Annotated in this window: 18 protein-coding genes; 15 read left to right on the top strand and 3 right to left on the bottom strand. The window is 65.7% G+C overall.

Going from position 1 to position 20,202, the window contains the following annotated elements; translation table 11 throughout:
- Positions 1-25: 25 nt before the first annotated feature.
- The 3 genes from hflX to metE all read left to right on the top strand — a co-directional run bounded on the left by hflX (position 26) and on the right by metE (position 5,234).
- Positions 26-1,618: a GTPase HflX gene (hflX, locus tag QMF22_RS04165; RefSeq protein WP_283450653.1), complete on the top strand. Its 1,593-nt coding sequence runs from the start codon at positions 26-28 to the stop codon at positions 1,616-1,618.
- A 219-nt stretch (positions 1,619-1,837) separates the two neighbouring features.
- Complete coding sequence (locus QMF22_RS04170) at positions 1,838-2,803, top strand: methylenetetrahydrofolate reductase (protein WP_283450655.1); 966 nt, start codon at positions 1,838-1,840, stop codon at positions 2,801-2,803.
- Between the two features lie 88 nt (positions 2,804-2,891).
- The gene (gene metE / locus QMF22_RS04175; RefSeq protein WP_283450657.1) at positions 2,892-5,234 is read left to right on the top strand and encodes a 5-methyltetrahydropteroyltriglutamate--homocysteine S-methyltransferase; all 2,343 of its coding nucleotides are present in this window, start codon (positions 2,892-2,894) and stop codon (positions 5,232-5,234) included.
- A 51-nt stretch (positions 5,235-5,285) separates the two neighbouring features.
- Here metE and lexA read toward each other — a convergent pair whose 3' ends face one another.
- Positions 5,286-5,990: a transcriptional repressor LexA gene (gene lexA / locus QMF22_RS04180; RefSeq protein WP_092341044.1), complete on the bottom strand. Its 705-nt coding sequence runs from the start codon at positions 5,988-5,990 to the stop codon at positions 5,286-5,288.
- A gap of 289 nt (positions 5,991-6,279) precedes the next feature.
- On the opposite strand from lexA, the gene QMF22_RS04185 reads away from it, so the two are divergent.
- The 8 genes from QMF22_RS04185 to QMF22_RS04220 all read left to right on the top strand — a co-directional run bounded on the left by QMF22_RS04185 (position 6,280) and on the right by QMF22_RS04220 (position 16,235).
- A complete protein-coding gene (locus QMF22_RS04185; RefSeq protein WP_283450661.1) occupies positions 6,280-6,708 on the top strand; it encodes a LysM peptidoglycan-binding domain-containing protein in 429 nt (142 codons plus the stop codon).
- A 45-nt stretch (positions 6,709-6,753) separates the two neighbouring features.
- Positions 6,754-7,848, top strand: coding sequence for a histidinol-phosphate transaminase (locus tag QMF22_RS04190; protein ID WP_283450663.1), 1,095 nt, complete (start codon positions 6,754-6,756; stop codon positions 7,846-7,848).
- Positions 7,849-7,852: 4 nt separating this feature from the next.
- The gene (gene hisB, locus QMF22_RS04195; RefSeq protein ID WP_283450665.1) at positions 7,853-8,476 is read left to right on the top strand and encodes an imidazoleglycerol-phosphate dehydratase HisB; all 624 of its coding nucleotides are present in this window, start codon (positions 7,853-7,855) and stop codon (positions 8,474-8,476) included.
- The gene (gene hisH, locus QMF22_RS04200; RefSeq protein ID WP_283450667.1) at positions 8,473-9,102 is read left to right on the top strand and encodes an imidazole glycerol phosphate synthase subunit HisH; all 630 of its coding nucleotides are present in this window, start codon (positions 8,473-8,475) and stop codon (positions 9,100-9,102) included. The genes hisB and hisH overlap by 4 nt, the downstream gene beginning before the upstream one ends.
- Before the next feature lie 83 nt (positions 9,103-9,185).
- Positions 9,186-9,932: a bifunctional 1-(5-phosphoribosyl)-5-((5-phosphoribosylamino)methylideneamino)imidazole-4-carboxamide isomerase/phosphoribosylanthranilate isomerase PriA gene (priA, locus tag QMF22_RS04205; protein ID WP_092341049.1), complete on the top strand. Its 747-nt coding sequence runs from the start codon at positions 9,186-9,188 to the stop codon at positions 9,930-9,932.
- The gene (locus tag QMF22_RS04210) at positions 9,932-10,792 is read left to right on the top strand and encodes an SseB family protein (RefSeq protein WP_283450670.1); all 861 of its coding nucleotides are present in this window, start codon (positions 9,932-9,934) and stop codon (positions 10,790-10,792) included. Before priA ends, QMF22_RS04210 begins: the two co-directional genes overlap by 1 nt.
- Positions 10,793-10,837: 45 nt before the next feature.
- On the top strand, positions 10,838-15,454 hold the full coding sequence (locus QMF22_RS04215; RefSeq protein WP_283450672.1) for an ATP-dependent helicase: 4,617 nt from the start codon (positions 10,838-10,840) through the stop codon (positions 15,452-15,454).
- On the top strand, positions 15,447-16,235 hold the full coding sequence (locus tag QMF22_RS04220; RefSeq protein WP_283450674.1) for a DNA-formamidopyrimidine glycosylase family protein: 789 nt from the start codon (positions 15,447-15,449) through the stop codon (positions 16,233-16,235). Before QMF22_RS04215 ends, QMF22_RS04220 begins: the two co-directional genes overlap by 8 nt.
- A gap of 77 nt (positions 16,236-16,312) precedes the next feature.
- On the opposite strand, the gene QMF22_RS04225 is transcribed toward QMF22_RS04220, so the two are convergent.
- A complete protein-coding gene (locus QMF22_RS04225; protein WP_283450676.1) occupies positions 16,313-16,678 on the bottom strand; it encodes a DUF1844 domain-containing protein in 366 nt (121 codons plus the stop codon).
- A 289-nt stretch (positions 16,679-16,967) separates the two neighbouring features.
- Here QMF22_RS04225 and infC point away from each other — a divergent pair, with 289 nt between their 5' ends.
- From infC to QMF22_RS04245, 4 genes are all read left to right on the top strand, one after another.
- On the top strand, positions 16,968-17,594 hold the full coding sequence (gene infC / locus QMF22_RS04230) for a translation initiation factor IF-3 (protein WP_104127223.1): 627 nt from the start codon (positions 16,968-16,970) through the stop codon (positions 17,592-17,594).
- Positions 17,587-17,781 (top strand): 50S ribosomal protein L35, encoded by a 195-nt coding sequence (gene rpmI / locus QMF22_RS04235; protein WP_092341054.1) that lies wholly within the window; start codon positions 17,587-17,589, stop codon positions 17,779-17,781. The genes infC and rpmI overlap by 8 nt, the downstream gene beginning before the upstream one ends.
- Before the next feature lie 36 nt (positions 17,782-17,817).
- Positions 17,818-18,210, top strand: a complete 393-nt coding sequence (rplT, locus tag QMF22_RS04240) for a 50S ribosomal protein L20 (protein ID WP_104196972.1) — start codon at positions 17,818-17,820, stop codon at positions 18,208-18,210.
- Positions 18,211-18,365: 155 nt separating this feature from the next.
- Complete coding sequence (locus QMF22_RS04245) at positions 18,366-19,166, top strand: TrmH family RNA methyltransferase (protein WP_283450684.1); 801 nt, start codon at positions 18,366-18,368, stop codon at positions 19,164-19,166.
- Between the two features lie 51 nt (positions 19,167-19,217).
- On the opposite strand, the gene QMF22_RS04250 is transcribed toward QMF22_RS04245, so the two are convergent.
- Complete coding sequence (locus QMF22_RS04250) at positions 19,218-20,069, bottom strand: helix-turn-helix transcriptional regulator (protein ID WP_283450686.1); 852 nt, start codon at positions 20,067-20,069, stop codon at positions 19,218-19,220.
- Between the last annotated feature and the right edge of the window lie 133 nt (positions 20,070-20,202).

The following is a 20,202-nucleotide window of genomic DNA, read 5'->3' on the forward strand; positions in this document are numbered from 1 at the left end:
ACTTCGTTGAACTAAGGTTAATGGGATGAATGATCCAACGGCGCCCTCGGGCAACGACGCGGTAGAAAACACCGCGGCAGTAAACACAGGCGCAGAAGCCCCAGACGCAGACGATGTCGTCGCGCGCGTGTTGGCCAGCGCGGACAGCAAAGCTGCCGGGTACTCCCTGTTCCGCAGCGGGGCAGCCCAGGCCCTGCAAACTCACGCATCCGGCGAGTATGACGGAAGCGAGCACGACGGCGAGCAGTCCGAACGTGCTGACCGCAACGCCCTGCGGCGAGTCGGCGGGCTTTCGACCGAGCTGGAAGATGTCACCGAGGTTGAGTACCGCCAACTGCGGCTCGAAAACGTCGTTCTCGTGGGTGTCTACACGCACGGCACGGTCGATGACGCCGAGAACTCCATGCGCGAACTGGCCGCCCTCGCCGAAACCGCCGGGGCAACCGTACTCGACGGTCTGCTGCAGCGTCGGGCTACGCCCGACCCGAGCACCTACCTCGGCAAGGGCAAGGCCCAGGAAGTGGCCGACATCGTGAAGGCGCTCGGCGCTGACACCGTCATCGCCGACACTGAATTGGCACCCAGCCAGCGCCGTGCCCTTGAAGACGTGGTCAAGGTGAAGGTCATCGACCGCACCGCCGTGATCCTCGACATTTTCAGCCAGCATGCCAAGAGCCGTGAGGGCAAGGCGCAGGTCGAACTCGCCCAGATGGCCTACATGCTGCCGCGCCTGCGTGGCTGGGGTGACTCGATGTCCCGCCAGGCCGGTGGCCAGGTCGGTGGCACCGGTGCCGGCATGGGCTCCCGTGGCCCCGGTGAGACCAAGATCGAACTCGACCGACGTCGAATTCACACCCGGATGTCCAAACTGCGTAAGCAGATGGTCGAGATGAAGCCGGCTCGCGAGGCCAAGCGCGCCAACCGCAAGCGCAATGCCGTTCCCTCGGTCGCCATCGTCGGGTACACCAATGCCGGCAAGTCCAGCCTGCTCAACCGCATCACCAAGGCCGGTGTGCTGGTTGAGAACTCCCTGTTCGCGACCCTTGACGCCACCGTACGCAAGTCGACGACCGCCGACGGGCGCCTGTACACCCTCACCGACACGGTCGGTTTCGTGCGCAACCTGCCGCACCAGCTGGTCGAAGCCTTTCGCTCAACCCTGGAAGAAGTCGCCGACGCCGACGTCATCGTGCACGTCGTTGACGGTTCCCACCCCGACCCCGTGGCCCAGCTCGCCACCGTGCGCGACGTCATCTCCGAGGTCGGCGCCCGCGATATTCCTGAACTGGTCGTCTTCAACAAGAGCGACCTGATCAGCGACGACGACCGGCTGGTACTGCGCGGACTGGAGCCGAAGGCAACGTTCGTGTCGGCACGCAGCGGTGAGGGCATAGAGACCGTACTCGCCGCCGTTGCTCTGCTGCTGCCGACACCGCAGATCGAACTCGACCTGCTCATTCCCTACGATCGCGGCGACCTCATCGCCGTTCTGCACGACGTGGGCCGCATCGGGACGACCGAGTACATCGAGACCGGCACCCACGTCACCGCGTTCGTCACTCCCGAGATCGAGCCCCAGTTCGCCCCGTTCGTCATTCTGCCCGCGCTCTCCGCCTGATTTCCACCGCCCGTCGGCGCACCAATGACACGAACTGTCACATTGGTGCGACCCAGCGCTGGTGTTGTTAGTGTCTAATCAATCGTTGCCGACGGATTCTTTCCCCGGCATGGAGCGACAGCCGAGCCCGGCATCCGCCCGCGAAAACCCACCAGTCTTCTGGTGTGTCCGCGGCCGCCCGGCCACCACCGCTGCACAGCTTCTGCCGAATGAGGAACCATGACCGCGATAGGGACTTCCGCGTGTAACGCCCGCCCGGCGTTCTCGTTCGAGGTGTACCCGCCGAAATCGGTGGCCGCAGCATCCGCTCTCACCCGCACCATCGATCATCTGGCCGCCGCCGGCCCCGAGTTCATCTCGGTCACCTACGGTGCCAACGGTTCGTCGCGCAACTCGTCGCTCGACGTGCTGCGCTACATCAAAGACCACACTTCAGTGGATGCCATGGCTCACCTCACCTGCGTCGGCTCCTCGCACGCAGAAGCCAGCCGCCTCATTCGCGAGTTCCTCGACGCCGGCATCCGCAGCTTTCTGGCCATTCGCGGCGACGCACCCCAGGGTGTGGACGAGGGCGACACCACCTTTCTCGGCGACCTACACAGTGCGGGCGAGCTGGTGCAGCTCATCCATCGGGTGCAGACCGAACGGGTGCCGTACATCGAGACGGTGATTCCGGGTCTGCCCGGCGCCCGCGGGGTGAAAACGGAACGCAGCAAGGTACGCATCGGCGTTGCGGCCTTCCCTAACGGCCACCCGAACTCGCGGTCGGTCACCCAAGACATCGACACTCTGCTGGCCAAGCAGGCCGCAGGCGCCAACCTGGCGATCACCCAGCTGTTCTTCCACGCCGATGACTACCTGAGCTTCATCCAGCGGGCGCGCTCGGCCGGAGTGCTCTTCCCGATCCTTCCCGGCATCATGCCGGTGACTAGCCCGAACCGGTTGCGCCGTATTCTGCAGTTATCCGGTGAAAAGCTGCCGGCCGAACTCTCCATCCAGCTCGAGGTCGAACCGACCGACGAAGGCCAGCGCCAGATCGGCATCGACTACGCCGTGCGCCTCGGCCAGGACGTTCTCGCGGGCGGCGCCCCCGGGCTCCACCTCTACGCCTTCAACCAGCACGATACCGTGCTGAAGGTTTTGGAAGGGTGTGGGGCACTGCCAGTGCCCGCTGCCATGCCCTAGGCCGCACGACGCTCAGGCGCCGAGGCCCACCCACCACATTCGTTCCTCCGATCGTTCCAGCCATCATCGCTCCAGTGAAGGAATCACCATGCCCATTTCGCCAGTTTCCAGCACCTTTCCCACCGGCACCATCCTCGGCTACCCACGCATCGGCCGACGGCGCGAACTGAAGAAAGCCGTTGAAGCGTTCTGGTCGGGAACGATCGACGCGCCGGCTCTGGAGGCCATCGCCGCCGGCCTGCGGCAGTCCACCCGCGACCGGCTCGCCAGTCTCGGCCTGGGCCGCACCGACTCGTCCATCCCCGAGTCGTTCTCCTACTACGACCAGGTGCTCGACACCATCGTTGCCGTCGGCGCGATTCCCGTCCGGTTCGCCTCGCTCGTCGCTGCTGACGGCACCCTCGACCTGGCTGGATACTTTACGCTCGCCCGCGGCGAGGGCGAGAACCTTCCCCTCGAGATGACCAAGTGGTTCGACTCCAACTACCACTACCTGGTTCCTGAGATCGGGCCGGAGACCGTGTTCTCGCTGGCCGCCGACCGCATCGTGAGCGAATTCATCGAGGCCAAAGCAGCGGGGTTCCTCACCCGCCCGGTGCTCGTCGGCCCGGTCACCTTCCTGCTGCTCAGCAAGGCCAGCGCCGAAGCCCCATCCGGTTTCTCGCCGCTGTCGCGGCTGGACGATCTCCTTCCCGTGTACGCGGCCCTTCTGGCGCGGTTGGCGGATGCGGGAGTCGACTGGGTGCAGCTCGACGAGCCGGGCCTGGTCAGCGAGTCCATCGACGTGCCGCGCGCGGAGACGCTGGCGGCCGTCGCATCCGCTTATGGAGTGCTCGGACGGCTGACCGGCCGGCCCGCTTTGTTCGTTGCCGCGCCCTACGGCAGCCTCGGCGACGCCCTGCCCGTTCTCGCGGCCACCGCCGTCGAGGCGATCGGTCTTGACCTGGTGCGGGGAACCCTGCCCCAGGCCGTCCCGGGACTGGCCGACAAGACCCTCGTCGCCGGCGTGATCGACGGGCACAACATCTGGCGCGGCCATCTGACCGGTGCCTTCGAGGCCGCCGAGAGCGTGCGCGCCCTCTCCGACTCGGTCACGGTGTCCACGTCGACGTCGCTGCTGCACGTGCCGCACGACGTGGCCGATGAAACGTCGCTGCCGAGCTTGCTGACCAGTTGGCTGGCCTTCGCCGATCAGAAGGTCGGTCAGGTCGCGACCCTCGCGCTCGGTATTGTCGCCGGTCGGGACGCCATTGCTGCGCCGCTGGCCGAGGCCGAGGCGGCCTTGGCGGCGAGGCGCAGCGCTCCTGGCGTGCGTGACGGAGCCGTGCGCGGTCGTGCCGCCGCGCTGACCGAGGCTGATTTCACTCGTGGCGACTACGCCGATCGACTTCTCGCCCAGGCGGCGGCGCTCCACCTTCCGCCACTGCCGACGACCACGATCGGATCCTTTCCGCAGACCGCCGACATTCGCCGGGCACGCGCACAGTTCCTCAAGGGAACTCTGGCAGCGGATGCCTACCGCGAGCTGATGCGCGCCGAGATCGGCCGCGTGGTGCAGTTGCAAGAGGAGATCGGACTTGATGTGCTCGTGCACGGCGAACCCGAACGCAACGACATGGTGCAGTACTTCGCTGAGAACCTCGACGGATTCGCCGTGACCGAGAACGGCTGGGTGCAGTCCTACGGCAGCCGCTGCACCAGGCCGTCCATTCTGTGGGGTGACGTGTCGCGCCCGGCACCGATCACCGTCGACTGGTCGGTCTACACGCAGAGCCTCACCACCAAGCCGGTCAAGGGTATGCTCACCGGGCCGGTGACGATTCTGGCCTGGTCCTTCGTGCGAGACGACCAGCCGCTGGGCGAGACCGCCCGCCAGGTGGCGCTGGCCTTGCGCGATGAAATCTCCGACCTCGAGACCGCGGGCATCATGATCGTCCAGGTCGACGAACCGGCTCTGCGCGAACTGCTGCCGCTGAAGAAGAAGGATCACGCCGACTACCTGGACTGGTCGGTCGGGTCCTTCCGCCTCGCCACGGCCGGGGTGGCGGATGCGACCCAGATCCACACCCACCTCTGCTACTCAGAATTCGGCGTCGTCATCGAAGCCATTCGCAACCTCGACGCCGACGTCACGAGCATCGAAGCGGCCCGGTCGCGCATGGAAGTTGTGCGGGAAATCGAGGCGGGCGGCTTCGACCACGGCATCGGTCCCGGCATCTACGACATCCACTCGCCACGGGTACCGAGCGTCGACGAATTGACGACCCTGCTCGACACCGCTTTGGAATCCATTCCCGAACGCCAGGTCTGGGTGAACCCGGACTGTGGGCTGAAAACGCGTGGCTATGACGAGACGGTGCTGTCGCTGCACAACATGCTCGCCGCGACTCGCGTGGTGCGCGAACGCCTCGGTGCCACTGCCGGCGTCTAGCGGGCAGACCGAAAAGGCCCGATCAACGGTTGGTGGTCGGGCCTACGTCGACTAAACCGATCGCAGCACCGCGACGACCTTGCCGAGGATGTCCGCAAAGTCGCCGACAATCGGTTCGAAGTTGCTGTTGCGTGGCAGCAGCCAGGTGTGGCCATCGCGCTTGCGCAGAACCTTCACGGTGGCCTCGTTGTCGAGCATTGCCGCGACGATCTCGCCGTTCTCCGCGGTCTTCTGCTGGCGAACCACGACCCAGTCGCCGTCGCAGATGGCGGCGTCGATCATGGACTCGCCCACGACCTTGAGCATGAACAGCTCGCCCTGACCAACGAGCTGGCGGGGGAGCGGGAAAATCTCGTCGATCTGCTGATCGGCCGTGATCGGGATTCCCGCGGCGATACGACCGACAAGGGGCACCATCGCGGCGTCGCCGACCTGAACGCCGGGGTGGAAACTGTCCTGGTCGCCGGTACCGACATCTTCGGGAGCGCGTTGAATCTCGATGAGAACTTCAAGTGCCCGCGGACGGTTCGGGTCGCGGCGCAGGTAGCCACTGAGTTCGAGCTGGTTGAGCTGGTGGGTCACGCTCGACAGCGAGGCGAGCCCGACCGCGTCACCGATCTCACGCATGCTCGGCGGGTAGCCGCGCGAGCTCACCGAACGCTGAATCACGTCGAGAATAGCGAGCTGCCGCTGGCTCAAACTCTTGCGGCGCCGGGTGCCGCCTTTGTCGCGGGTACCGCTGGTGTCCTGTGTCACGATGTGCACTCCTGGAGTTGGCCCGCATTGTCTGAAACCCTGTCACACGGGGATGTCGGTGGTGTCTGGTTGAGTGTAAATCAAGCAATTGTCCTATCGAAAGTTTATCCAGTACCGAGCCCTGAAACAAACACTTATTCGAGTGTGTTGCGCGAAAATCCGGGTGAGGATCAGAAAAAGCTTGCATGTTCGATTGTTCGAAGTTATATTCGGAACATAGTTTCGTATCCGGCTTTCCCGGCCGAGGGCCGGTACGAGACTCGCAGCCCGCCTACCTTGGAGGTTTGACATGACCACAGCACTTGCACCCTCAGCCCGTGAATACGGCGCTTCTGGCACCCCCGTCGCCCGTCTCCACCTCACTCGGCGTGGGCGAGTGGTGTTCACGACCCTTGCGGCCGTGCCGCTCGTCATCGGCGCCGTCGCGTTCGCCCTCAACGGGGGAGCGGCCGGCGCATCCAATTCCGCCACGAGCATCGACCTCACGTCGTACACGACCGACTCCGGAATCGTGGCGACGCTGGCCTACTCTCCGATCGACGTCGGGTCCTCCCGGTTCGTTACGGTCGAACCCGGCCAGACCCTGTGGGACCTCGCCGAAGAGATCTCGCCGTCCGCCGACCCGCGCGACGTCGTCGCCGACATCAAACGACTGAATGCGCTCACCGTGGAAACGCTGCAGCCAGGCCAGCGGCTGGAACTGCCCGCCAACTCCTGAGCACTAATGGGCGGGTAGCCGTGCACGCCGGTACAGGGTCGTAGCATGGAGAGTGTGACCACTCTCGACGATCTCCCGCTCCGCACCAACCTGCAAGGCCTAACCCCGTATGGTGCTCCGCAACTGCACGTTCCGGTGGCCTTGAACGTCAATGAGAACACGCACCCCATTCCCGACGCAGTGGCCCGCGATATTCTCGCCGGCCTGGCCGAGGCCATCCGTTCGGTGAATCGCTACCCCGACCGTGAATTCACCGCCCTGCGCGAGGCACTGGCGCAGTATCTTGGCGAGGGACTCACCTCCGACAACATCTGGGCGGCCAACGGCTCCAACGAAGTGCTCCAGCAGGTACTGCAGGCTTTCGGTGGGCCCGGACGCAGCCTGCTCGGGTTTGCCCCGACCTATTCGATGTATTCGATCCTCGCGGCTGGAACCGACACCACCTGGATTGCCGGCACGCGCGACGCCGACTACGAGCTCTCCCCGGCCACCGCCGTGACGCAAATCACCCGCACCAGCCCGGATATCGTCTTCCTCTGCTCACCGAACAACCCCACTGGCACCCCGCTCTCGCTCGAGACCATCGCCGCCGCCTACGACGCGACCGACGGCATCGTCGTCGTCGACGAGGCCTACGCCGAATTCGCGCCCACTGGAACCCTGAGTGCGCTCACCCTCCTCCCCGGCCGGGAACGGCTTCTGGTCTCCCGCACAATGAGCAAGGCCTTCGCCTTTGCCGGTGCGCGGGTCGGCTATCTGGCCGCCGATCCGGCGGCAACGGATGCCTTGCGCCTGGTGCGTTTGCCGTACCACCTCTCCGCCTTCACCCAGGCGGCCGCAAACGCTGCCCTGGCGCACAGCTCGGAGATGCTCGCGATGGTCGACGATATTCGTGGGCAGCGCGATCGGCTCGTGGTGGAACTGGCCGGACTGGGCTATGCCCCGCACCGAAGCTGGAGCAACTTCGTATTATTTGGGGGAGTAGCCGACCCGCAGCAGACCTTTGAGGCGCTGTTGGCAGAGGGAATTCTCATTCGTGATGTCGGCATCCCGAACCACTTGCGGGTGACGGCGGGCACCGAGAAGGAGACTTCGGTGTTCCTCGACGCCCTGGCCCGCCTCGGGCGACCGATAAACTAGCGGTATGAGCTCATCTGCTGACATTTCCGCGCCCCGAGTCGCACACCTGCAACGGGAGACGAGTGAATCGAGCATCGAACTCTCACTGAACCTCGATGGCACCGGCGTCAGCGATATCCACACGTCGGTTCCGTTCTACGACCACCTGCTGACAGCATTCGCCAAACACTCCCTGACCGACCTCACCGTGCGCGCCAGCGGTGACATCGAAATAGACGTGCACCACACCGTCGAAGACGTGGGAATCGTACTCGGCCAGGCCATTCGCCAAGCGCTCGGCGACAAGTCGGGCATCTCCCGTTACGGCGATGCCCTCGTGCCACTCGACGAGGCGCTCGCCCAAGCTGTCGTCGACATCTCCGGCCGCCCCTACCTCGTGCACACCGGCGAGCCGGCCGGCTTCGAATTCCACCTCATCGGCGGACACTTCACCGGCTCCATGGTGCGTCACGTGTTCGAAGCGATCACCTTTCACGCCGGGCTGACCGTGCACGTCACCGTGCTGGGCGGCCGCGACCCGCACCACATCGCCGAAGCAGAGTTCAAGGCCTTCGCCCGTGCGTTCCGTCTCGCCAAGGCCCTCGACCCGCTCGTGCAGGGCATCCCCTCCACCAAGGGAGCCCTGTGACCCGGGTCGTCGTCTTCGATTACGGCACCGGCAACGTGCACTCCGCAGTCAAAGCGCTCGAACTGGCCGGCGCTGACGTCACCCTGACGAGCGACCGCACGGTCGCGCTTGAAGCCGACGGCCTCGTCGTGCCCGGTGTTGGCGCGTTCAGCGCCGTCATGCGAGCCCTTAAAGCGGTTCGCGGCGACGAGATCGTCGATCGTCGACTCGCTGGCGATCGCCCGGTGCTCGGAATCTGCGTGGGTATGCAGGTCATGTTCGAGCACGGAGTCGAACGGGGAATCGACACCGAGGGTCTCGGCGAATGGCCCGGAACGGTCACCGAACTTCCCGCCGTGATCTTGCCGCACATGGGCTGGAACACCGTCACGAGCGCACCGGGCTCCGAGCTGTTTCGCGGCATCGAAGACGAGCGGTTCTACTTTGTGCACTCCTACGCCGCGCAGTCCTGGACGCTCGAGGTCATGCCCCCGTTCCCCGAACCACGGCTCACCTGGGCCGAACACGGAGCGCCGTTCCTGGCCGCGATCGAGAACGGTCCGCTCACCGCAGCCCAGTTCCACCCGGAGAAATCGGGCGAGGCGGGAATCCGCTTGTTGAAAAACTGGATCGGTACCCTGCGCTAACAGGACTGCGCGCCTAGACTTCACAACCCGCCCCACCACCATGAAATTGGCCGCAGTCTGCGACCGCACAACCGAGGACACCAATGAGCGAGTTCAACAAGACACCGAGGCTCGTCCTCCTGCCCGCCGTCGATGTGGCCGGAGGCAAGGCCGTGCGCCTGACGCAGGGCGAGGCGGGTACGGAAACGAATTACGGTGACCCCGTCGATGCTGCGGCCGATTGGGCTCGGCAGGGCGCCGAATGGATCCACCTCGTGGACCTCGATGCGGCGTTCGGCCGCGGCACCAACACCGGCGTGATCAAGAAGGTCATTCGCCAGGTCAAGGGTGTCAACATCGAGCTGTCCGGTGGTATCCGCGATGACGCATCGCTGGAAGCAGCACTGACAACGGGCGTCAAACGCATCAACCTCGGAACTGCGGCCCTGGAAAACCCGGAGTGGGCGGCCAGCGTGATCGCGCAATACGGCGAGGCCGTGGCCGTGGGACTCGACGTGCGCGGCACGACCCTCGCCGCCCGCGGCTGGACCAAGGACGGGGGCGACCTCTGGCAGGTGCTCGAACGCCTGGAGGAAGCCGGCTGTGCTCGATACGTCGTGACCGACGTCACGAAGGACGGCACCCTGCAAGGCCCGAACATCGACCTGCTTCGCCAGGTCCTCGATCGCACCCGCAAGCCGGTCATCGCCTCCGGCGGTATCTCCAGCCTCGATGACATCGAAGCGCTGCGCAAGCTCGTGCCGCTCGGCCTGGAAGGTGCCATCGTGGGCAAAGCGCTCTATGCCGGCGCGTTCACCCTGGCCGAGGCCCTGGACGTCGCGGGGGACTAATGGCTAAGGCGCGCAACCTCGGCTCAACGGGCGATCCCTCCGGTCGACCGGGTTCACAGAGCGAGCCCGGTTCCCAAAGCTCGCCGGGCCAGCCCGGTGAGCCGGGCGAGTTGGCCGACTCGGCCGGGCAGCCCTGGGCCGGCCGAGAATTTGAGGCCAATCTTGGCGCCGGCGATGACGGGTCAGCCCCCGCCGCGCTGGCCGAGGCGCTCACCCGTTTTCAGGCCAGGGAGGCCGGCGAAGAAAGCGTCATCGACGCCATCCGCGGTTCCCGCTTGCTGATTCCGCTGGTCACGAAGCTCGGCGAGGCCGCCCTGAACGCACGCGGGCAGACGATCGATAAGACTCAGGAGCTGTCGATCATCACCGTGGCTGGCCCCGACGGCCGCACCGTGTTGCCCGCCTTCTCCTCCACGGCCGCCATGACTGCGTGGAATCCCCTCGCGCGACCCGTTCCAGCGGATGCCGTGCGCGTCGCTCTGGCCGCCGCGCAGGAAAACACCGATCTCGTGGTGCTCGACCCCACCACGCCGGGCGAATTCGTCATCCGGCGACCGGCGCTCTGGGCGATCGCCCAATCGCTGCCCTGGACACCGAGTTATGCCAGCCGACATGTGGCAGACGCGTTCGCCGCATCCATCGCAACGGAGCTGTCGGTGCTGACCGTTCAGCTCGCGGCCGGCGACCCGTTAGGGCGGTTGGAGGGGCCCGAGCTAGTGGTGCAACTGGAACTGGTCGACGGCCTCACCCAGCCCGATCTGGACACCATTTTGAGCCGGCTCGGCACCCGCTGGTCGGAGAGCGAGGTCATTACGACCGGTGTTGATTCGCTGCGCGTGAAGCTCATCGCCTCGGCGTAGATTGTGCGCAGCACGAATGTCGGTGGGGTAGGCGACAATAATCCTATGACCGACGTTCTCGATCGTTTCTCCTCGGCGTCCCGGGCCTGGTTCACCGAAGCGTTCGACGCTCCGACCGCGGCGCAACTCGGGGCGTGGAACGCTATTTCGCAGGGCTCGCACGCCCTCGTAGTGGCACCGACCGGATCGGGGAAGACCCTGGCCGCGTTTCTGTGGGCCATCGACCGGCTTTACACCGAGCCAGCACCCGGAACAGAGCAGACCGAGTATGCTCCCGCTACTCGTGTGCTCTATATTTCGCCGCTCAAAGCCCTCGGCGTCGACGTTGAACGCAACCTCACGGCACCCCTCGTGGGCATCAGCCGCGCCGCTGGGCGGCTCGGGCTCGAGCCGCCGCACGTCTCGGTCGGGGTGCGCTCCGGAGACACCCCGGCCGCCGACCGCCGCAAACTGGTCACCTCGCCGCCCGACATTCTCATCACTACCCCGGAATCGTTGTTTCTCATGCTGACGTCGGCGGCCCGTGAATCGCTGCGCGGCGTGCAGACAGTCATCATCGACGAGGTGCACGCGGTCGCTGCGAGCAAACGCGGCGCCCACTTGGCCGTGTCCCTCGAACGACTCGACGCACTGCTCGATCGGCCGGCCCAGCGCATCGGGCTGTCGGCCACGGTACGCCCGCAGAGCGAAGTCGCGCGGTTTCTGGGCGGCGCCGCCCCGGTGCAGATCGTGGCACCGCCCGCGCTGAAACGGTTCGATCTGCGCGTGGTCGTGCCGGTCGACGACATGAGCGACCTAGGGCCCGTGCCGCAACGTGAGGGGGTCACGTCGGCCGCGGCGCCGCAGACAGGATCGATCTGGCCCCACGTCGAGGAGGCCATCGTCGACGAAGTGCTGGCACACGCCTCGAGCATCGTGTTCGCCAATTCGCGACGGCTCACGGAACGGCTCACGGCCCGGTTCAACGAAATCTATGCCGAGAGGCTGGCGGAATCCGCTCTCGTGCCCGTCGTGCACGGAGGCGTTGTGGGCGGTCCTCCGGCCGTTCGCCCGCCGGCCGAACTCATGGGGGCGAGCGGCCAGACCGAGGGCGCCGAGCCGCTGCTCGCCCGTGCCCATCACGGTTCGGTCAGCAAAGAACAGCGTGCGCTCATTGAAGACGATCTGAAATCGGGCCGGCTGCGCTGTGTCGTCGCCACGTCGAGCCTCGAACTCGGCATCGATATGGGCGCGGTCGACCTGGTCGTACAGGTCGAGTCGCCGCCGTCGGTGTCGAGCGGGCTGCAACGGCTTGGCCGCGCCGGGCATCAGGTCGGTGAGATCAGCCGCGGGGTGATCTACCCCAAGCACCGGGCCGACCTCATCCACGCCGCAGTCGCCGCCGAGCGGATGGTCGCGGGCGCCATCGAATCGCTGCGGGTTCCGACCAACCCGCTCGATATCCTGGCCCAGCAGACGGTGGCGGCCTGCGCGCTTGAGCCGATCGACGTTGAAGGCTGGTTCGACATGGTTCGGCGCAGCGCACCATTTGCTACCCTGCCGCGCTCCGCCTACGAGGCCACCCTCGATCTGCTCGCTGGCCGCTACCCGTCCGACCAGTTCGCCGAGCTGCGCCCGCGCATCGTCTGGGATCGAGACGCCGGCACCCTCACCGGTCGTCCCGGAGCGCAGCGGTTGGCCGTCACCAGCGGCGGCACGATTCCCGATCGCGGTCTGTTCGGCGTCTTCATGGTCGGCGGCGAGCAGATCACCGGCAAACGGGTCGGCGAACTCGACGAAGAGATGGTCTATGAATCGCGCGTCGGCGATGTCTTCGCGCTCGGCACCACAAGCTGGCGCATCCAGGAGATCACCCACGACCGGGTACTCGTCGTGCCCGCGTTCGGGCAGCCGGGCCGGCTGCCGTTCTGGAAGGGTGACGGCCTTGGCCGCCCGGTCGAACTCGGTCAGGCCATCGGTGCTTTCGTGCGCGAAGTCGGAAGCCTGCCGGCCGATGCGGCGCGGGAGCGCTGTGCCGCGGGCGGCCTCGACCAGCGCGCCATCAGTAACCTGCTGGCCTTCCTGGGCGAACAACGCGGTGCAACCGGCCAGCTGCCGACCGACCGCACCCTCGTGGTGGAACGGTTCCGCGATGAACTCGGGGACTGGCGCGTGGTGCTGCACTCCCCGTTCGGCACCCCGGTGCACGCACCGTGGGCCCTCGCAGTCGGCGCCCGCGTGCGCGAGCGCTACGGAATCGACGGCTCCTGCGTCGCAAGCGACGACGGCATCGTCGTACGCATCCCCGACACCGAAACTGAACCGCCCGGCAGCGAACTCTTTGTGTTCGACCCCGACGAGCTCGAACAACTGGTCACCGACGAGGTCGGCGGCTCCGCTCTGTTCGCGTCCCGGTTTCGCGAGTGCGCCGCTCGGGCCCTGCTCCTGCCTCGATACAAGCCGGGTGCCCGCTCGCCACTCTGGCAACAGCGGCAAAAAGCCGCGCAGCTGCTCGACGTGGCCCGTACCTTTCCCACCTTTCCGATCATTCTCGAGACCCTGCGAGAATGCCTGCAGGACGTCTACGACCTGCCGGCCCTCGGGGCGCTCGCCCGCCAGATCGCCTCCCGCGAACTGCGCCTGGTCGAAACCACAACTGAGACGGCCAGCCCGTTCGCCAGCACCCTGCTGTTCGGCTACGTGGCCGCGTTCATGTACGAGGGGGACACTCCGCTGGCCGAGCGGCGCGCCACAGCGCTCGCAATCGACTCGAGCCTGCTCGCCGAGCTGCTGGGCCGGGTGGAACTGCGTGAACTGCTCGACCCCGCCGTCATCGATCAGACCGACCGGGAGTTGCAACGGCTCGCCCCCGACTATTTAGCGAAGGGCATGGAAGGCGTCGCCGACCTGCTGCGCACCCTCGGCCCGCTCAGCACCATCGAAGTGGCCGAGCGGATGCTCACGCCCGAGTCGCAGCCCGCCCCGCTCGTCGCCGAGGATGCCCTGCGCGCACTCGTCGACTCCCGCCGCGCTATCCGGGTGAGCATCGGCGGCCACGACCGCTGGGCAGCCGTCGAAGACGCCAGCCGGTTGCGCGACGCACTCGGGGTTCCGCTCCCAATCGGTGTACCGGCCGCGTTCAACGAATCCGTCAAGGACCCGCTCGGCGATCTTGTAAGCCGCTTTGCGCGCTCGCATGGACCGTTCACCACGCAGGCTGTCGCTGAGCGGTTCGGGCTGGGCGAGGCCGTGGTGCAGATTGCCCTCGGCCGCCTCGCTGATGCTCGACGCATCCTGGCGGGTGAATTTCGGCCGAACGGCACCGGCCCGGAATGGTGCGACTCCGAGGTGCTGCGCCGCCTCCGCCGCCGTTCCCTCGCCGCGCTTCGGCACGAGGTCGAACCCGTCGATCAGAAGGCTATCGGCCGGTTTTTGCCGGCCTGGCAACACGTGGGCGGCAAGCTGCGCGGTATCGACGGCGTCGCATCCGTTGTGGAACAGCTCGAGGGGGCGCGCATCCCGGCGTCCGCTTGGGAGACGCTCATTCTGCCAGCCCGTGTGAGCGACTACCAGCCAGGCATGCTCGACGAACTCACCAACGCGGGCGAAGTCCTCTGGGCGGGCGCGGGAACCCTCGCCGGCAACGACGGCTGGATCAGCCTGCACCTCGCCGAAACCGCCCAGCTCACGCTGCCACTGCCCATCGATGTGGACACGACGCCCCTGCAGCAGGAGATTCTCGCCACCCTCGGCAGCGGCGGGGCCTACTTCTTTCGCCAGCTCGCCGATGCCGTGGGCAGCCATGACGACAAGGAATTGGTGCAGGCGCTCTGGGACCTGGTCTGGGCCGGGCTGATCAACAACGACACCTTCGCCCCGGTTCGCTCGCTCCTGGCCGGCGGGCATACCGCGCACCGGCAGAGCCGCGCCGTGCCTCGGGCCCACCTGCATCGCGGGCGGTCGATGCCGCGGCCCAGCCTGCCGAGTCGTAGCGGACCACCAACAGTGTCGGGTCGCTGGTCGATCCTGCCGGTGGCCGATGACTCGCCGACCCGTCGTGCGCACGCGCTGGGGGAGACCCTGTTGGAACGCTACGGCGTCGTGACCCGTGGCGCGGTGATGGCCGAGGGTGTCACCGGGGGGTTCTCGCTCGTCTACCGCACGCTCACCGGATTCGAAGAGATGGCCCGGTGCCGCCGCGGCTACTTCATCGAGGGGCTCGGCGCGGCCCAGTTCGCCACCGGCGGCACCATCGACCGGCTGCGCACCTTCGCCGCCAGTTCCGGGGACACTCCCGCGGGGCGAACCTCGCCGGTCGCCGCAGTGACCCTGGCCGCCACCGATCCGGCGAACGCCTATGGTGCCGCGCTTGGGTGGCCGATCCTGCCCGGCGAAACGACGCATCGCCCGGGCCGCAAGGCGGGTGCACTCGTCGTACTCGTGGATGGAGCACTCGTACTCTATGTCGAGCGCGGCGGTAAGACCGTGGTGGCTTTTGACACGGATGAAGGCCTGCTGGCGGCGGCGACAGCAAGTCTGGCCACCCTCGTCACCTCCGGGCGCATTCAGAAGATCGCCGTGGAAACGGCCAACGGCGCGTTCGTGATCGGCACCGAGCTCGGCGCGGCCCTGCGCGCCGCCGGGTTCACCGAGACGCCGAAGGGGTTGAGGCTGCGTGCCTGAGGGCGATACCGTCTACCGCACGGCTCGATCCCTCGACCAGGCCCTGCGCGGAAGCATCCTGACCGGCTGCGACATTCGGGTACCGGCCTTCGCGACCGTCGACCTGACCGGGCAAACCGTCCACGAAGTGGTGAGTTACGGCAAACACCTGCTGCACCGGGTGGGCGAGACCAGCATCCACTCGCATCTCAAAATGGAGGGTGCCTGGCACCTCTACCGGCCGGGCACACGCTGGCAGCGGCCGGCGTTCCAGGCGCGCATCGTGCTGCAGACACCAGCGTGGGTCGCCGTGGGTTTCGAGCTGGGCATTCTGGAGCTCGTGCCGACCCACGCCGAGTCTGAGGTGGTCGGCTATCTCGGGCCCGACCTGTTGGGTCCCGTTTGGAGCGCCGACGACGGTGTCGAGGCCTCCAGTCGACTCGCTGCCAGGCCCGACCAACCGGTTATTCTCGCGCTCGCCGACCAACGCAATCTCGCCGGACTCGGCAATGTCTACGTCAACGAGCTCTGTTTTCTGCGTGGACTGCTGCCGACCCGGCCCATGGCCGAGGTCAGCGATATCGCCGGGCTCGTCGCGCTGGCCCGCCGCCTGCTTCTGGCCAACAAAGACCGCGACGAACGCACGACCACCGGCAACCTGCGCCGCGGAGCGCAAGTGTGGGTGTACGGGAGAGGCGGCCAGCCGTGCCGGCGCTGCGGTACACGCATCAGTCGCGGCACCCTGGGCCGGAGCGATGTCGAGCAGCGCAACACCTTCTGGTGCCCCCGCTGCCAGACCTAGCTCGCGTGCGCTCCGGTGCTCACAACACAAAGCGGACGCCGTCGGTCGGGGCGACCACGGCATCCGCTCGAAAAAGGCTAGTTGACCGGTCCGGTGTACTTCTCGCCGGGGCCCTCGCCGATGGCGTCGGGAATGGCGGATGCCTCGCGGAACGCGAGTTGCAGGGAACGCAGTCCGTCACGCAGGCTGCGGGCATGCATGTCCGCGATGTCCGGAGCGGCGGCCGTGACGAGGCCGGCGAGGGCTGTGATCAGCTTGCGTGCCTCATCAAGGTCGATCTGGGCATCGGGATCGTCGGCCAGTCCGCACTTCACGGCGGCCGCACTCATCAGGTGCACCGCGGCTGTGGTGATGATTTCCACAGCGGCCACATCGGCAATGTCGCGTGTTGCTTGTGCTGCATCTTGCTCAAAACCTGTATCTTGCTCAAAACTAGGGCTCACTGCATTCCTCTGCTAGGCTCATCTTTGGTTCCGGGACAATAGTCTCGGTACGAAAGTGGAGAATCTCCCACCCGCGCATACCGCTTCATCAAGGTTACCGGGTAGATTGCACTCCGCCGTCGCGTTATCACCTCCTCCGGGACGGTGACAGGGCGAGGGTAGACAGGGTGTCGTGTGAACCAGGCCAACGAAAGTGTTGGTAGGAGAAACGCGTGATTTTCCTCTCTTCGTCCCCGGTCAGCATCCGCTGGCTGGTTGTGATCACGAAGTTAACCAAGAGGAGAGACGCATCAGCGATCCCCGTACAAATGACCGTATACGCGTCCCCGAAGTTCGTCTCGTTGGTCCCAACGGCGAGCAGGTCGGGGTCGTGGCGATTGATGTTGCCCTGCGCCTGGCACAGGATGCCGACCTCGACCTCGTCGAAGTTGCACCCGAAGCCAAGCCACCCGTGGCCAAGATCATGGACTACGGCAAGTTCAAGTACGAGGCTGCGCAGAAGGCCAAGGAGGCCAGGCGCAACCAGGCGAACACGATCCTCAAGGAGGTTCGTTTCCGTCTCAAGATTGATACGCACGACTACGAGACCAAGCGCAAACGCGCCGAAGGCTTCCTGAAGAGCGGTGACAAGGTCAAAGCCATGATTCTTTTTCGTGGCCGTGAACAGTCCCGACCCGATCAGGGCGTACGACTGCTCCAAAAATTTGCCGAGGATGTCGCCGAGTACGGTTCCGTGGAATCTACTCCGATGATCGACGGTCGAAACATGGTCATGGTGATTGGCCCGTTGAAGAACAAGTCAGAAGCCAAGGCTGAGATCAACGCCCACAAGGCTGCCGAGAAGGCAGACAAGGTAGCCGATAAGGCAGACAAGGTTGCCGATAAGGCAGCGAAACAGGAGGAACCACATGCCTAAGATGAAGACCCACTCCGGAACCAAGAAGCGTTTCAAGGTCACCGGCAGCGGAAAGATCATGAAGCAGCAGGCCGGACTTCGACACAACCTCGAGGTCAAGAGCACGCAGCGCAAGTCCCGTTTGAACCAGGACCAGGTGCTGGCCAAGTCAGACCAGAAGGTCATCAAGAAGCTTCTCGGTCTGTAACACCAGGCCCCCGTAACGAATAAGGATTTGTAGAAAATGGCAAGAGTAAAGAGGGCCGTAAACGCCCACAAGAGTCGCCGCGTTATTCTCGAACGCGCCAAGGGCTACCGCGGACAGCGTTCACGCCTGGTCACCAAGGCGAAGGAGCAGCTCACTCACTCCTTCACCTATAGCTACCGTGACCGTCGCGCACGCAAGGGTGACTTCCGTCGCCTGTGGATCCAGCGGATCAACGCTGCGTCGCGCGCGAATGGCCTCACCTACAACCGTCTGATCCAGGGCCTCGGCCTGGCTGGCATCGAGGTTGACCGTCGTATCCTCGCCGACCTGGCCGTCAACGAGGCAGCGACGTTCGCTGCCCTCGTTGAGAGCGCCAAGGCAGCCCTTCCCGCCGACACCTCGGCACCGAAGGTCGCCGTCACGGCGTAATGCTTCATCTCGATTGCTTCGCATCGTCTGCCTCCTGGGCGTGAACGTGCTGAACACTCGGCAGCTTCATTGAGGAGCGGGTGGCCTGGTCGCCCGCTCCTTTTTTGTACCCCATTCGTCGTGCACCTAAACTTCGCGCACCTAGACTTAACGACATGCTTGATAATCCACGTTCACCGCGCGTCCGTGCCGTCGCAAAACTTGCCAAGCGCGACGCGCGCCTCGAGTCCGGTCTGTTTCTGCTCGAAGGCCCGCAGGCCGTTTCCGAAGCCCTCACCTTTCGTCCAGAGCTGGTCGTGGAGCTGTTTGCCACGCCGACCGCGCTTGACCGTTACACCGACCTGGCCCAGAAGGCCGTCGACGCTCAGGTTGAGGTGGAGTTCGTTTCCGAAGAGGTGCTCGAGGCCATGGCCGACACGGTCACCCCGCAGGGCTTCGTTGCGGTCTGCCACCAATTCCCCACGTCGGTGAAGAAGATCTTCAACGCCGAACCCAAACTTGTCGCCATCCTCGAAGAGGTACGCGACCCGGGAAACGCCGGAACCATCATTCGCGCTGCGGATGCCGCCGGCGCCGACGCCGTCATCCTCACCGGTCGCAGTGTCGACCTGTACAACCCCAAGGTCATCCGTTCCTCGACCGGCTCCATCTTTCACCTCCCCGTTGCCATCGCGGCCGACCTTTCCGACGTGCTCGACCGTGCCCGTGCCGCCGGCCTGCAGCTGTTCGCCGCCGACATCAAGGGCTCCGACCTGCTCACCGCCCGCAACGACGGGCTGCTCGCGGCTCCGACCGTGTGGCTGTTCGGCAATGAAGCTCGCGGCCTGACCGACGAAGACCTCGCCCGGGTCGACCGCAGCGTCAGCGTGCCGATCTACGGTGAAGCCGAGTCGATGAACCTGGCGACCGCGGCATCCGTTTGCCTGTACGAGAGCGCGTTCGCCCAGCGCGCCTGAGCCACAGCACCGTCGCCCGATGCCCGGCTATCTGCCGGGCCTCGGGCGTTTCTAGCTCCAGGCGGGTGCGCTCTGCAGCAGTTGCAGCGCGGCTGCACTCGATGAACCGGGTTCAGGAGTATAGATCAAGATGCGGTGGCCGGAATCGTCGGGCGTAGTCAGCACCTCGAAGTGCAATTCCAGCGACCCGACGATCGGATGCTGAAAGTATTTGAGCCCCTCCAGGCAGATTGCAACCGGATGCTTCGCCCACAGTCCCGCAAATTCCGCGCTTTTCACGGTGAGCTCGCCGACCAGGCTGATGAGCTGCTGATCGTCGTCGAGTCGCCCGGCCAAAAGTCGCAGCGATGACACGGCCCTGGTCGCTTCCTCGCCCCAGCGCGCGCACAGCTCGCGCGTGTGGGCGTCGAGGAACAGCATCCGTGTGAGGTTCGGTCGATCCAGCGTGCTCTGCGGACTCTCAAAGTCGAGGTGCGAGCCGACCAGTTTGTGGCCGAGAGCATTCCAGGCCAAAACCTCACTGCGTCGTCCCAGCACGATTGCCGGCAGGTTCGACATGGAAGTGATCAGTCGCAGCGTGCCGGGCCTGGCACGGTCGGGTTTCGTGCTGGCACGACGTGTGGGGCGGGTCGGCGTGGCGAGATCCAGCAGGTGCGCGCGCTCGGCCTCGTTCAACTGCAGCGCCCGGGTGATGGCCTCCAGAACGGATGGCGACGCGTTGGCGCTCAGGCCCTGCTCCAGACGGGTGTAGTAGGTCATGCTCACCCCCGCGAGCATGGCGAGTTCCTCCCGGCGCAACCCCGGAACCCGGCGGACGCCGTAGTTCTGCAGTCCCACGTCTTCGGGCTGCAGGGCGGATCGCCGAATTCGGAGGAATTCACCGAGCTCTGTAGGGCCAGTCATATTCTTCAGTCTGACCTAGCGCGCCGGCATCTGCCTACCCCTGCGAGGGCTAGGCGCGACGTGGTGTGGTTGTTTTCGCCCGACCTGCACAGGCTGGGGTCAGAACGCGACAACCGCTTCTGGCAACGAAACA

The organism is Cryobacterium sp. PH31-L1, from assembly GCF_030063145.1.
GTDB lineage: Bacteria > Actinomycetota > Actinomycetes > Actinomycetales > Microbacteriaceae > Cryobacterium.

Excerpts from the sequence above, each read along its gene's own strand:
- hisB (WP_283450665.1), top strand. The coding sequence starts at position 7,853 with ATGAGCTCATCTGCTGACATTTCCGCGCCCCGAGTCGCACACCTGCAA.
- metE (WP_283450657.1), top strand. The coding sequence starts at position 2,892 with ATGCCCATTTCGCCAGTTTCCAGCACCTTTCCCACCGGCACCATCCTC.
- QMF22_RS04245 (WP_283450684.1), top strand. The coding sequence starts at position 18,366 with ATGCTTGATAATCCACGTTCACCGCGCGTCCGTGCCGTCGCAAAACTT.
- QMF22_RS04190 (WP_283450663.1), top strand. The coding sequence starts at position 6,754 with ATGGAGAGTGTGACCACTCTCGACGATCTCCCGCTCCGCACCAACCTG.
- rplT (WP_104196972.1), top strand. The coding sequence starts at position 17,818 with ATGGCAAGAGTAAAGAGGGCCGTAAACGCCCACAAGAGTCGCCGCGTT.
- QMF22_RS04170 (WP_283450655.1), top strand. The coding sequence starts at position 1,838 with ATGACCGCGATAGGGACTTCCGCGTGTAACGCCCGCCCGGCGTTCTCG.
- QMF22_RS04250 (WP_283450686.1), bottom strand. The coding sequence starts at position 20,069 with ATGACTGGCCCTACAGAGCTCGGTGAATTCCTCCGAATTCGGCGATCC.
- hflX (WP_283450653.1), top strand. The coding sequence starts at position 26 with ATGAATGATCCAACGGCGCCCTCGGGCAACGACGCGGTAGAAAACACC.
- QMF22_RS04210 (WP_283450670.1), top strand. The coding sequence starts at position 9,932 with ATGGCTAAGGCGCGCAACCTCGGCTCAACGGGCGATCCCTCCGGTCGA.
- QMF22_RS04185 (WP_283450661.1), top strand. The coding sequence starts at position 6,280 with ATGACCACAGCACTTGCACCCTCAGCCCGTGAATACGGCGCTTCTGGC.
- QMF22_RS04215 (WP_283450672.1), top strand. The coding sequence starts at position 10,838 with ATGACCGACGTTCTCGATCGTTTCTCCTCGGCGTCCCGGGCCTGGTTC.
- priA (WP_092341049.1), top strand. The coding sequence starts at position 9,186 with ATGAGCGAGTTCAACAAGACACCGAGGCTCGTCCTCCTGCCCGCCGTC.
- rpmI (WP_092341054.1), top strand. The coding sequence starts at position 17,587 with ATGCCTAAGATGAAGACCCACTCCGGAACCAAGAAGCGTTTCAAGGTC.